11 protein-coding genes are annotated in these 11696 nt (G+C 63.2%); 3 read left to right on the top strand and 8 right to left on the bottom strand.

What is annotated here, in order from left to right:
• Positions 1–37 precede the first annotated feature (37 nt).
• The 6 genes from DU490_RS05995 to dnaX all read right to left on the bottom strand — a co-directional run bounded on the left by DU490_RS05995 (position 38) and on the right by dnaX (position 5043).
• The gene (locus DU490_RS05995) at positions 38–487 is read right to left on the bottom strand and encodes a YcgN family cysteine cluster protein (RefSeq protein ID WP_114573425.1); all 450 of its coding nucleotides are present in this window, start codon (positions 485–487) and stop codon (positions 38–40) included.
• A gap of 201 nt (positions 488–688) precedes the next feature.
• Positions 689–1000 carry a YcgL domain-containing protein gene (locus tag DU490_RS05990; RefSeq protein ID WP_114573424.1) on the bottom strand — a complete coding sequence of 104 codons (312 nt, stop codon included), beginning with the start codon at positions 998–1000 and terminating at the stop codon, positions 689–691.
• Positions 997–2127 (bottom strand): ribonuclease D, encoded by a 1131-nt coding sequence (gene rnd / locus DU490_RS05985; RefSeq protein WP_114573423.1) that lies wholly within the window; start codon positions 2125–2127, stop codon positions 997–999. Before rnd ends, DU490_RS05990 begins: the two co-directional genes overlap by 4 nt.
• A 28-nt stretch (positions 2128–2155) precedes the next feature.
• Positions 2156–2764, bottom strand: coding sequence for a recombination mediator RecR (recR, locus tag DU490_RS05980; RefSeq protein ID WP_114573422.1), 609 nt, complete (start codon positions 2762–2764; stop codon positions 2156–2158).
• A gap of 3 nt (positions 2765–2767) precedes the next feature.
• On the bottom strand, positions 2768–3094 hold the full coding sequence (locus DU490_RS05975; protein WP_114480003.1) for a YbaB/EbfC family nucleoid-associated protein: 327 nt from the start codon (positions 3092–3094) through the stop codon (positions 2768–2770).
• Positions 3095–3132: 38 nt separating this feature from the next.
• The gene (gene dnaX / locus DU490_RS05970; protein WP_114573421.1) at positions 3133–5043 is read right to left on the bottom strand and encodes a DNA polymerase III subunit gamma/tau; all 1911 of its coding nucleotides are present in this window, start codon (positions 5041–5043) and stop codon (positions 3133–3135) included.
• 254 nt (positions 5044–5297) lie between these two features.
• On the opposite strand from dnaX, the gene DU490_RS05965 reads away from it, so the two are divergent.
• Both DU490_RS05965 and DU490_RS05960 read left to right on the top strand, forming a co-directional pair.
• A complete protein-coding gene (locus DU490_RS05965) occupies positions 5298–6584 on the top strand; it encodes an FAD-binding oxidoreductase (RefSeq protein ID WP_114573420.1) in 1287 nt (428 codons plus the stop codon).
• A gap of 192 nt (positions 6585–6776) precedes the next feature.
• Positions 6777–7988, top strand: coding sequence for an iron-containing alcohol dehydrogenase (locus DU490_RS05960; RefSeq protein ID WP_114573419.1), 1212 nt, complete (start codon positions 6777–6779; stop codon positions 7986–7988).
• A gap of 160 nt (positions 7989–8148) precedes the next feature.
• Here DU490_RS05960 and DU490_RS05955 read toward each other — a convergent pair whose 3' ends face one another.
• Complete coding sequence (locus tag DU490_RS05955; protein WP_114573418.1) at positions 8149–9189, bottom strand: histone deacetylase family protein; 1041 nt, start codon at positions 9187–9189, stop codon at positions 8149–8151.
• A gap of 102 nt (positions 9190–9291) precedes the next feature.
• Positions 9292–10212, bottom strand: coding sequence for a LysR family transcriptional regulator (locus DU490_RS05950; RefSeq protein ID WP_114573417.1), 921 nt, complete (start codon positions 10210–10212; stop codon positions 9292–9294).
• Positions 10213–10323: 111 nt separating this feature from the next.
• Here DU490_RS05950 and DU490_RS05945 point away from each other — a divergent pair, with 111 nt between their 5' ends.
• Positions 10324–11676 carry an aspartate aminotransferase family protein gene (locus DU490_RS05945; RefSeq protein WP_114573416.1) on the top strand — a complete coding sequence of 451 codons (1353 nt, stop codon included), beginning with the start codon at positions 10324–10326 and terminating at the stop codon, positions 11674–11676.
• The last annotated feature ends 20 nt before the right edge of the window (positions 11677–11696 follow it).

The following is an 11696-nucleotide window of genomic DNA, read 5'->3' as shown; positions in this document are numbered from 1 at the left end:
CGGGCCCGCTGGCTTTCAGACCTGTCTCGACAGGCGGTCAGCCATCAATCGGCAGTATGGCGATAATATAATCTTCCAACTGCTCGTCCGGCACATCCCGATGCGAGATGGCAAAGCTACGCACGCTGACGCCCTTGCGGTGGACTCGCTCCGGATCTCCGGAGATGAGTGGATGCCAGGCCGCGAGCTTGCGCCCCTCCGCCACGCGTCGATAGGCACAGGACCTGGGCAACCAGCGGAATTCGTCGATGCGCTCGGGTGTCAACCGCGTACAGTCCGGCACCCGGGCTTGGCGATTGGCATAGTCGCTGCAACGGCAGCTATGGATATCGAGCAGCTCACAGGCCACGCCCAGAACGGCCAGGTCACCGGTGTCGTCGTCCTGGAACTTGAGCAGGCAGCACTGGCCGCAGCCGTCGCACAGCGCCTCCCACTCTTCCGCGGCGAGCTCCTCGAGCGGATATTGCTCCCAGAATCGTTCACGCATATCAATACCAACAAATTGGCGAACGGGATGAAGCGCAAGGCGCCCGAAACGCAGAACCGAGCAAAGCGACAAACATCCGCAGGATGGCTCCGAAGGAGCGAGAAGCCGAAGGCTTCGAGTCATCCGGAGCATATGGGGTATATGTGAGGATTCCGAGGATTCGGGCAACATAGCGATTCGCCCGTGCAGCAATTTGTTCCATCAATAGCGCGCCTCGGTGGGGGTCCGGTAAAGATCCATCTGATACTCCTCCTTGGCGGGCGGCATCTGAAAATAGTATCCCTTGTCACGAATTCCCGCCATGACATCACTCGCCTTGGCACGAGCCAACGGCTTGTCCATCGTCAGGATGAGCGTCATGGTCGAGATCGGCTTGCCAAAGCGCTCGAGCAAGGCCTCGGGCACCTCCTTCAGTCCCTGGCGCTTGTCCACGTAAAGATACATCTCCTCCTTGCGCGGACTCTTGAATATCTCGCACAGCAGCTTGTCGCCTTTCATACGGTCATCGGTCATGATTCATTCACCTCGGAAAGCGCGTTTTCGAGAGCCTCGGCAAGGCACTCGCCCCGCCATCCAACCGGCAAGGGCAGTTTCTCGCCCTTCAGGTCGGCGGTCACCATCGCCTCGAGCTCTCGGCGGCGCAGTAACACCTCCGGTGCCAGGCCGAGCCGTCCGGCCACCTCGTTGACAACCCGCTTGAGCGCCTTGAGTCGTCGCTTGAAGGCCGGGTCCATGGGCCAAGGCAGTGCGGGGGGCAAGGCCTCAGCCTCGGTGCCCCTGGCCTGCTTCACCAGTGCCAGCAACGTGTCGCCGTCGCGCTTGATCATCCCCGGCTTGATGTCTTCAACCTCGGCGAGCTGATATCGATTCTCCGGCATGCGTTCGGCAGTACCATAGAGGACCCGATCATTCACCAGCCACCCCCGGGGCAAGTTGCGGCGCCGTGCTTCGCCCTCCCGCCATATCGTCAACAGACGGTAGGCTTCCATCTGACACGGAGAGAGCCGCCACAGATAGCGGTGACGCAGATACCACTGCCCGTCCGACCCCTCACTGCGCAGCGCCTGGGCCACCAGCTCGCTGCAATCCGCCTCCAGCCAGCCCATGCGATCCAGGCGCTCGAGGGCATCGCGCTGGTGCTCCCAGACCTTGAGCAGAAAGACCACGTCCAGGGCAGCATAGAGGCGCTGGGATTCACTCAGCGGACGTACCAGCCAATCGGAGCGCGTTTCGTCCTTGGGCAACACTTCACCAGTCCAGTGCTCGACCAGCCGCTGATAACCCATGGCCGCATCCTCCCCGAGCAGAGATTGGGCGATCTGGGTATCGACCAACGGCGCCACCGCACCGCCTGCCCAATGAGCCAGTACCTCCAGATCCTCGCTGCTGGCGTGCAACAGTTTGAGCGGCCCTTCACCCAGCAGACGGCGGAACGCATCGGTGCAATCCACGGCCAGGGGATCGATCAACCAGGCCGGCCCCCCGGCAGAGAATTGAATGAGCGCCGGTACCGGATGAAAGGTCTTCTCGCGGAAGAACTCGGTATCCAGGGCGATTACCGAGGCATCTGCTACTTCGGCACAAGCAGCGTCAAGGGCATCGGGCGTATCGATCCAGCGAATCTCGGGGGTCAAGGACATGCAGTCATCCGGCAATAAGAGAAGTGAATCAGTCGCCGCGAAACGGTAGACGACCATTGAACGCGCGGCTGAGCGTGCCACCGTCGACATATTCAAGCTCGCCACCCATGGGCACACCATAGGCGAGCCGTGACAGCGTCACCCCATGCCAAGAGCCCAACTGAGCGGCAATGTAGTGGGCCGTTGCCTCACCCTCCACGGTAGGGTTGGTCGCCAGGATGACCTCCATCACCCCGCCTTCTGCCACACGCGCTTCGAGCTGGTCCAGCCCGATATCTTCCGGGCCGATGCCATCGAGCGGCGACAAGTGGCCGTGGAGCACGAAATAGCGCCCCTTGTAGCCGCCGGCCTCTTCGAAGGCCAACTGGTCGGCCGGAGACTCCACCACGCAGAGCAGGGCGTCATCGCGCCGTCCGCTGGAACAGATGGTGCAGATATCTTCTTCGGTGAGAGTACGACAGCGACGGCAGTAGCCGACATCTTCCAGTGCCCGTTCCAGCATCGCGGCAAGGCGGCGACCGCCATCCCGATCACGTTCGAGCAGATGCATGGCCATGCGCTGCGCGGTCTTGGGACCCACGCCGGGCAAGACACGCAGCGACTCCATCAGCCTCTCAACGAGGGGAGAAAAACTCATCGCTCAGAAAGGCATCTTGAAGCCCGGCGGGAGATTAAGCCCCGCCGTCGCTTCCTCCATTTTCTCACGGGAGCTGGCTTCCACCTTGCGCACGGCATCGTTCACTGCAGCGGCCAGCAGGTCTTCGAGCAACTCCTTGTCCTCCTCCATGACGCTCTGATCAATATCGACCTTGCTCACGTCGTGGCGACCGTTCATGGTCACCTTGATCATGCCGGCACCGGCTTCGCCGGTCACCTCGGCCTTGGCGACCTCTTCCTGGACACGCTGCATCTTTTCCTGCATCTCCTGGGCCTGTTTCATCAGGTTGCCCATTCCACCTTTCATCATGGTCGTTCCTCTCATTTGGCTAAAAGCGACTGTCGGTATCAGGCCCGCGGCGATGTCTCTGCCGGCTTGACGCTGGAGGTAATCAGGCGTGCGCCGAATGCCTCCTGCAACTGGCGCACGTGCGGATCCTTCTCGAGGGCCTCGACCGCCACGGCATGACGCTCTGCGGCAATGCGATCGGCCCGCTGCCGAGGCGTCTCCACCGCCTCCGGCAATGGCCCCGAATCGATGGTCAACTGACGCGTCACACCGATGCCAGCCAGGGCTTCCTGCACACGCCGGACATGGATCTCGGCATTCATGGCGTCCTGGGACGGGGCCAGCCGAAGCACCAGACGGCTGCCATTGTCGGATTCGACCACGCAATGTGCCGCCAGGTTGCGTGTCAGGCCGCCCAAACCCAGGGAATCAAAACGCTCCAGCCAGTCTGCATGGGTGAAGTCCGCGGAATCGTCATCGGCGTTGTCTCCTGTTACCGGCAGCGCGGCCGGGGCAGAAGACGGCATCGCCACATCCGCTTCCAAGACTGAATCCGCCTCGGGAGCTGTCCCGGAAGCTGTCTCGGATGCTGTTTCAAGGACACTATCCGGACTGGAGACCGTTGGTGCTTCGGGTGACGTTTCCGGCAACGGCTCCCAGGGGGGTGGCGCTTCGTCCCGACCCTGTGACATGGGCGACTCACCCATCGGTTCAGGATCCGACGGACGATAGGCGTGCGATCCTGCGGCGGCAGGAGGCTCGCCGGGCGAATGAGAATCGCCTGGAGCACCGTGCCCGGAAGCCGATGGCGGGGCTGGCCCGGCCTCCCCTCGCAGGGGCAGCGGGGTCTTTGCCGGCTGAGGCACGCCCTGGGGACGAAAGGCCAGCATGCGCAGCAATGTCATCTCCAGGCCGGTTCGCAGGTCGGGGGCGTGAGCCATGTCGCCGCGCCCCTGGATACCGATCTGGTAGTAGAGCTGGATGTCCTCGGGCGTAAAGCGTGCGGCCAGTGCCAATAGCTGATCGCGGTCGCCATGCCCGTTATCCAGTGCGCCGGGCACCATCTGGGCCACCGCCAGGCGATGCAGGACACCGGTGACATCGTCGAGCACAGCCGCGAAGTCAGGCCCCTGTTCGGCCAGTTGGGACACTTCATCCAGCACACGAGCCGCATCGACCTCGGCCAGCGCCTCGACCAGTGCCACCACATGGCGGTGGTCCAGGGTTCCGAGCATGGCGGCCACATCGGCGTGGCAGACCTGCCCCTGGCCAAAGGCAATGGCCTGGTCAGTCAGGCTCATGGCGTCGCGCATGGAGCCATCGGCCGCCTTGCCCAACAGCCATAGCGCACCCTCCTCGAAGCCGACCTGCTCCGCCTCCAGCACCTTGCCCAGATGCTCGACGATGCGCTCGGGCGGCATGTTCTTGAGAGTGAATTGAAGGCAGCGCGACAGAACCGTGGGCGGCAACTTCTGCGGATCGGTGGTGGCGAGCAGGAACTTGACGTGAGGGGGCGGCTCTTCGAGGGTCTTGAGCAGGGCATTGAAGCTGCTAGTGGAGAGCATGTGCACCTCGTCGATGAGGTACACCTTGTAGCGCCCCTGGGTCGGCGCGTACTGCACGTTGTCGAGCAGTTCGCGGGTATCTTCCACCTTGGTACGCGAGGCGGCATCCACCTCGATCAGGTCGACGAAGCGCCCTTCGTCGATGGCCCGGCAGCTATCGCACTCGCCACAGGGTGTGGAGGTGACGCCGTCATCGCCGTAGCCTTTGGCTGTACAGTTGAGGCACTTGGCAAGTATTCTTGCCAGTGTTGTCTTGCCGACCCCACGGGTGCCGGTGAAAAGGTAGGCATGGTGCAGGCGCCCTTGATCGAGGGCGTTGACCAGCGCACGCTGGACATGCTCCTGCCCGACCAATTCATGGAACGTGCGAGGCCGCCACTTGCGGGCCAGAACCTGATAGCTCATGCAGCGCGAAATCCTTGCAGCTGGGCTGGCTGGCAGCCGATCATAATGTGCCTGCTCCGTCACGAGTACCGTCCCCGAACGTGCCGACCACGAAAGCAAACCACCATTCTACCGGCTGAGGCCTGGGGCGCAAAGGTCGACCCTATTGCGGTAAATAGCCTCGCGGACCTGGCCCCGCTCACGGGCTCGTCCGGGATAAGATTGTGCTAGCATATTGTTGAGTATTTTCGACACTTACTGCTACTGGAGCCTTCATGCCCAGCCCTCGCTGCGACTCCTACTACTCCGCGTCGATCCACCAGGAATCGGACTACCCCCGACTTCAGGGCGAGTTGGAGGTCGATGTCGCCATCGTCGGTGGCGGCTTCACCGGGGTGGCCACGGCAGTGGAGTTGGCCGAATGCGGTTATCGTGTGGCGATCGTCGAGGCCAACAAGGTCGGCTGGGGCGCCAGCGGTCGCAACGGCGGCCAGGTGACAGGCAGCCTCTCCGGCGAGGCTGCCATGCGCAAGCAGATGTACCGCACCCTGGGTGAAGCCGCCGCTGACTTCGTCTGGGACCTGCGCTGGCGCGGCCAGCGCATCATCCGTGAAAGGGTCGAGCAGTATGGCATCGCCTGCGACCTGAAGCAGGGACATCTACAGGCGGCCTGGAAGCCGCCTCACATGCCGGCACTGCAGGCCGACTTAGAGGCCTGCCAGGCCCGCGGCATGGGCGAGCACGTGGAGCTGCTCGATGCGCGGAAGGTCCGCGAGGTAGTGCGCACAGAGGTCTACCACGGTGGGCTGCTCAATCGCTACAACCTGCACCTGCATCCCCTGAACCTCTGCCTGGGCGAGGCCCGTGTCGCCGAGTCGCTGGGCGCGCAGATCTTCGAACACTCGCCGGTGGTACGTATCGACCACGGCCCCTCACCCGCCGTGGTGACCGAGAACGGCTGCGTCCACGCCGACCGCGTACTGCTGGCGGGCAACGCCTATCACCACCTGGAGCGACGCAGCCTTGGCGGCCGACTGTTTCCGGCCTCGCTGGGCATCGTCACCACCGCCCCGCTGGGGGGGCTGGCCGAGGCCATCAACCCCCATGACCTGGCCGTGTACGACTGTCGATTCGTGCTCGACTACTATCGTCTCACCGCGGACGGCCGGCTGCTGTTCGGCGGCGGTGCCAACTACTCAGGCAAGGATTACACCGACATCGCCGCCGAGCTGCGCCCGCGGTTGGAAGCCACCTTCCCTCAGCTCAAGGGCACGCCGATCGACTTCGCCTGGCAGGGCATGGCCGGCATCGTGGTCAATCGCATCCCCATGCTGGGTCGGCTTTCCGACACCGTCTACTACGCCCAGGGCTACTCGGGGCATGGCGTAGCGACCTCGCATATCGTCGGTGAGATCATGGCCAAGGCGATATCCGGCCACATGGAGGAGTTCGACACCTTCGCCGCCTGTCGCCATGTCAAGGTGCCGTTCGGCGATGCGCTGGGAAATCCGTTGCTGGCCGCGGGGATGTGGTATTACCAGTTGCTGGAGCGCTGGCGCTAGGGAAACACTGTACAAATGCCTGCGCGAGCGAATCACTGCGTTGCGCGGTGCTCGGAATCCTCACATATACCCCATATGCTCCGGTTCCTGTGCTCCGTGCGCCTTGTGCTTCATCTCGCTCGTCGATTTGTTCAGCGTTTCGCCGCTGCTTATAGTGGGCTTCGCCCCAATAACGAGAATCGTGAGCCTGCCATGTCCGCATCCTTTCCCGAGCGCATCGACGCCTTCCGTATCGCCCGCCTTCCGGATATCCAGTTCGGTGCAGGTAGCATCACGCGCTTGCCGGGGCTAATCGCCGAACAGGGCAATCGCGTACTGGTGATGACCGGCAAGCGCTCCTTTGTCACTTCGCACCACTGGAGCGAACTGGTCGCCGCCCTCGAGACGCAGGGCGCCGCCTGGCATCACGTCACCATCGAGGGTGAGCCTTCGCCGCAGCGGGTGGATGCCATCGTAGGCGAGCATCGGGAGAACGACATCGACGTGGTGGTCGCAATCGGCGGCGGCAGCGTGCTGGATGCCGCCAAGGCGGTGGCTGGCCTGCTGCGCCCCGGCAATTCGGTGATGGATCATCTCGAGGGAGTGGGCAGCGGCCTGCCCTATCGCGGCCCGGCGGTACCGATGATCGCCGTGCCGACCACCGCCGGCACCGGTAGCGAGGCGACCAGGAACGCTGTACTCAGCGTGCAGGGCGCAGACGGTTTCAAGAAGTCGTTTCGCGATGAGCAACTGGTCCCCGCCGTGGCGCTGGTCGACCCCGTTCTGCTGGCAGGCTGTCCCAAGACGCAGATCGCCGCCAACGGCATGGACGCCTTTACGCAGCTGCTCGAATCCTATGTCTCGCTCAATGCCAGCCCCGCCACCGATGCCCTTGCCTGGTCCGGCATGCAGGCATTCTGCCGCGGCTTCTGGCCTACCTGGGAGATGAATCATCCCGATGCGGACCAAGGCTACGGCAAGATTGCCTACGCCTCGCTGATGTCGGGCGTGACCCTGGCCCAGGCGGGCCTGGGCTCGGTACACGGCCTGGCTTCCCCGCTGGGCGCCTTCTTCCCGATTCCCCATGGCACGGTGTGCGGCACCCTGGTCGCCGAGGCCACGGCGGTCAATATTACGGCGTTGCACCAGCGCAATCCGAGTCGTCCGGCGCTGCCCAAGTACGCCGAGGTCGGCCGCCTGGTCACCGGCGAGCGCAAGCTAAGCGACAGCGACGCCGGCGATGCTCTTGTCGCCACGCTGCGCGAATGGACCCAGCGACTCGACATGCCGAGGCTCAGCGTCTACGGCATGGGCCACGGCGATATCGAACGGGTGGTCGCCGGAGCCCGGGGCGGCAGCATGAAGACCAACCCGCTGGTACTTACCGACAACGAGTTGGGTACGCTGCTGGAAACCCGTCTCTAGGAGACTGTCGGACTTAACGCTGATCTACTGCGAATCTCGGGCTTTCGGTCAATTTCATTCGATCTGATTCGTTAAATAGCGGGCTATTCGCCTCATCAGATCGATAAACTTGTCTCGAAATCCAAATCTCTCGTGACGATCGGCCAAATCCGACAGGCTCCTAGCCGGACTCAGGCGCTTCGAAACCGCTCAGCACATTGACCACGTTGATACCGATCTCCTCCACGGCATAGCCGCCCTCGAGAAGGAAGACGGTGGGCAGCCCAAGCGAAGCCAGGCGTCGCCCGATGGCCGAGTAGTCCTCGCTTCTAAGCTTGAAGCTGCTGATCGGGTCACGCTCGAAGGTATCCACCCCAAGCGACACGACGAGCAGCTCGGCACCTGAGTGACGAATGCGCGCAAGGCCCTCATCGAGGGCGACCGACCACCGGCCATAGTCGGTGCCGGGCAGCATGGGATAGTTGAGGTTGAAGCCTTCACCGGGGCCGCTGCCGGTCTCCTCGGCATGCCCCAGGTAGTAGGGAAAGCAGTGGAAAGGGTCACCATGCAGCGAAACGACGATAACGTCGTCGCGGGCGTAGAAGATCTCTTGCGTACCATTCCCATGGTGAAAGTCGATATCCAGCACCGCCACCCGCGAATGGCCATGCTTCAGGGCCTGATCGGCGACAATCGCCGCATTGTTGAAGAAGCAGTAGCCACCGAACTGATCCGACGACGCATGATGACCCGGCGGCCGGCACAGGCCGAAGCTCGGCTCGCCGGTCTTTAGGGTATGGCCCAGTGCCGACAGGGCAATGTCCTTGCTGATGTCGGCGGCTTCGAAGGTGTTGGCACAGATCGACGTCTCACCGGTCTGTGCGTAATAGCCTAGACGCCCCTCGATGTGCTCGGGAATTCGCGCGCCGGGCATCGAACGGGATGGCCAGATGTTGGGAATCGCCTCGCCAGCCATGCCGACGGCCTTCCACTCCTCCCAGCAGCTGGCCAGGAACTCGACGTAGCCGGCGTCGTGCACCGCCAACACCGGCTCGAGACCGTAACGTGTCGGTGACTGAACTTCACCAAGCCCGGTCGCACGTACCCGGTTGAGCACGAGATCGACCCGCTCAGGGCACTCGAAGGGCGCTACGAGAAGCCCCTCGTTGAGCTCGGTCATGGCACGACGCAGCTTGGTCGCCTCGCTATGGAACGTGATCATGGCGACGCCTCCTCGGGTTGGTCCGCTGACCATGCCATGCCACGGGTGAGGTGCCAACCCAGGCCCACCAACGCCAAGGCCCACACCCCATGGTGAGCCTCGCTAAGTCATGGACTCACCGTAGCTATCGAGCAGCGCCCTGCCCCGCTCGCGCAGGAAATCGAGTATCCTGGCCTGCTTCCAGTCGTCGCGAAAAACCAACCCGAAACTGAAAGCCATCGCCGGCGAAAAAGGCCGCATCACCACACCGTCACGGGAAGCAAGCTGATCCTGGGCGGTAACCGGATTTATCACCGTGATACCGACATGGTTGGCCACCAGGGCGGTGATGGTACCGATATTGGCCTCAGTCTTGCCGGCGATCTGCACCCCATGCTGGCCGGTCAGCTCCAGCAGTGGGTTGGTGCTGATGCTCGGCTGGTTGCTGATCACCAGATGCTGGTCTCGCAGGTCCTGCACGTCGACGCGCTCCTGCTCCGCCAGCGGATGTTGCTCCGGCACCAGGCAGACTGCCTCGGTAGTGAACCACGGCTCTACACGCAGCACCCGCGAGGTGATGGGCAGGGTGACGAAGCCGATGTCGGCATGGCTCGACTCCACTGCAAGCTGTACCTCATGGCTCGACATCATGTCCAGGCTGACGCTGAACTGCCGGTTCTCCTCCAGCAGTGCGGCCACCAGCCGTGGCACAAAGCCGAACGACAGCCCAGGTACCGCGGCGATACGCAGCCGTGAGGTACCGAACTCCTTGAGCGCCAGCACGCTGTGGCGCAGCTCCTCGATATTGCCCATCAGGCGCAGGATCTCGTCGTAGAGCTCTCGCGCCTCTGGCGTGGCCACCAGGCGGTTCTTTTCCCGAAGGAACAGCTGAATACCCAGATTTTCCTCCAGCTGTGCCAGCGAGCGGCTGACACCCGATTGGGTGATACCCAAGGTGCGCGCCGCCTGGGAGGCAGTACCCGCCTCGAACAGCGTCTTGAAGATCGCCAGCGCCTTGAGCGAGTGGATGTTGACATCTGCCATGACTAAAACTCATTAAATTCGGTAAAAAGATCATATATTGAAATAGTCGCCCATCACTACCTAGACTGCAGACAACCGTTCACAAACACATAATGACAACCGGACGCTGCAATGGACTCATCTCCACTCTTCTACCAGGCTGGCCCCGCCCTGCCCGAGATAAGCCACGCCAAGGGCGTCTACCTGTGGGACGAGACCGGCCGTCAATACCTCGACGGCTGCTCCGGTGCGATCTCCTGCAACCTCGGCCACGGTCGTGACGATATTCGCAATGCCATGCTTGACCAGCTCGACCGCGTGGCCTTCACCTATCGCACCCAGTTTGAAAACGCCCCTGCTGTTGCCCTGGCCAGGGCTCTGGTCAGATTGACACAACAGCAGCTTGAAAAGGTGTTCTTTGTCTCCAGCGGCTCGGAGGCGGTGGAGTCAGCGCTGAAGCTGGCGCGGCAGTACTTCGTCGCAATCAATGAGCCGCAGCGCCGCCGCTTCGTCTCCCTGCGCCCTTCCTATCACGGCAGCACCCTCGGCGCGCTGGGCGTGACCGGCTATCAGCCCCTGGAAGCCCCCTTCACTGACATCACCATCGGTTCGCTCAAGGTGCCGGGGCCGGACTTCTACCGCCACCGGGACGCCGACAACGACACCCATGTCGAACGGATCCTGACCGAGACCCGCGCCGCCATGGAGGCCGCCGGCCCGGATACCATCGCCGCCTTCGTGCTGGAACCGGTGGGCGGCGCCAGCACCGGTGCGCGCATGCTCAACCGAGCCTACCTCGAGGGTATCCGCGCGCTGTGCGACGAGTTCGGATGCCTGCTGATCCTCGACGAGGTGCTCACCGGTGTCGGACGCACCGGCACCTGGTTCGCCTATCAGCACTATGGGGTGACACCCGACCTGCTGGCCACCGCCAAGGGGCTTGGCGCCGGCTATTACCCGGTGGGGGCGGTGCTCGCCCGTACCGACATCGTCGAGGCGGTCATGGCCTCGGGCGGCTTCCAGCACGGCCACACCTACGCTGGCAACCCGCTGGCCTGCGCCACCGGCTTGGCAGTACTCGAGGCCATGCAGCGCGAAGACGTGCTCAGCAACGTGGCCGCTCGCGGCCTTGAGTTGGAGGCTGGGCTCAAGGCGCTCAAGGCTCGTTTCCCCTGGGTCGGCAACGTGCGCGGCCTGGGGCTGCTGTGGGGCGTGGAACTGGTTGCCGACTCCACAAGCAAGGCGCCCTTCCCCGCCGAGCAGAACCGCTTCGCCCGAATCACGGCGCTGGCGAAAGAGGAGGGCCTGCTAATCTATCCGCGGCGCACTCTCGACGGTGTGGCCGGTGACCATTTCCTGGTCACCCCGCCACTGACCATTGATGCCGCAGATACTGCCGAGCTTCTCGAACGGCTCGAGCGCGCCATGCTGCGCTTCGACCGCGAGGTGAACGCATCGGCGAACGCGAACGCGCTGACACCCTGACCGCCAGATGGAAAAGGCCA

The organism is Halomonas sp. DQ26W (genome assembly GCF_003339685.1).
Classification (GTDB): domain Bacteria; phylum Pseudomonadota; class Gammaproteobacteria; order Pseudomonadales; family Halomonadaceae; genus Halomonas.
The sequence above is the reverse complement of the archived record's forward strand: the minus strand, read 5'-3'. Positions and strand labels throughout refer to the sequence as shown.

Excerpts from the sequence above, each read along its gene's own strand:
- DU490_RS05955 (WP_114573418.1), bottom strand. The coding sequence starts at position 9,189 with ATGATCACGTTCCATAGCGAGGCGACCAAGCTGCGTCGTGCCATGACC.
- DU490_RS05965 (WP_114573420.1), top strand. The coding sequence starts at position 5,298 with ATGCCCAGCCCTCGCTGCGACTCCTACTACTCCGCGTCGATCCACCAG.
- rnd (WP_114573423.1), bottom strand. The coding sequence starts at position 2,127 with ATGTCCTTGACCCCCGAGATTCGCTGGATCGATACGCCCGATGCCCTT.
- recR (WP_114573422.1), bottom strand. The coding sequence starts at position 2,764 with ATGAGTTTTTCTCCCCTCGTTGAGAGGCTGATGGAGTCGCTGCGTGTC.
- DU490_RS05990 (WP_114573424.1), bottom strand. The coding sequence starts at position 1,000 with ATGACCGATGACCGTATGAAAGGCGACAAGCTGCTGTGCGAGATATTC.
- dnaX (WP_114573421.1), bottom strand. The coding sequence starts at position 5,043 with ATGAGCTATCAGGTTCTGGCCCGCAAGTGGCGGCCTCGCACGTTCCAT.
- DU490_RS05950 (WP_114573417.1), bottom strand. The coding sequence starts at position 10,212 with ATGGCAGATGTCAACATCCACTCGCTCAAGGCGCTGGCGATCTTCAAG.
- DU490_RS05975 (WP_114480003.1), bottom strand. The coding sequence starts at position 3,094 with ATGATGAAAGGTGGAATGGGCAACCTGATGAAACAGGCCCAGGAGATG.
- DU490_RS05945 (WP_114573416.1), top strand. The coding sequence starts at position 10,324 with ATGGACTCATCTCCACTCTTCTACCAGGCTGGCCCCGCCCTGCCCGAG.
- DU490_RS05995 (WP_114573425.1), bottom strand. The coding sequence starts at position 487 with ATGCGTGAACGATTCTGGGAGCAATATCCGCTCGAGGAGCTCGCCGCG.
- DU490_RS05960 (WP_114573419.1), top strand. The coding sequence starts at position 6,777 with ATGTCCGCATCCTTTCCCGAGCGCATCGACGCCTTCCGTATCGCCCGC.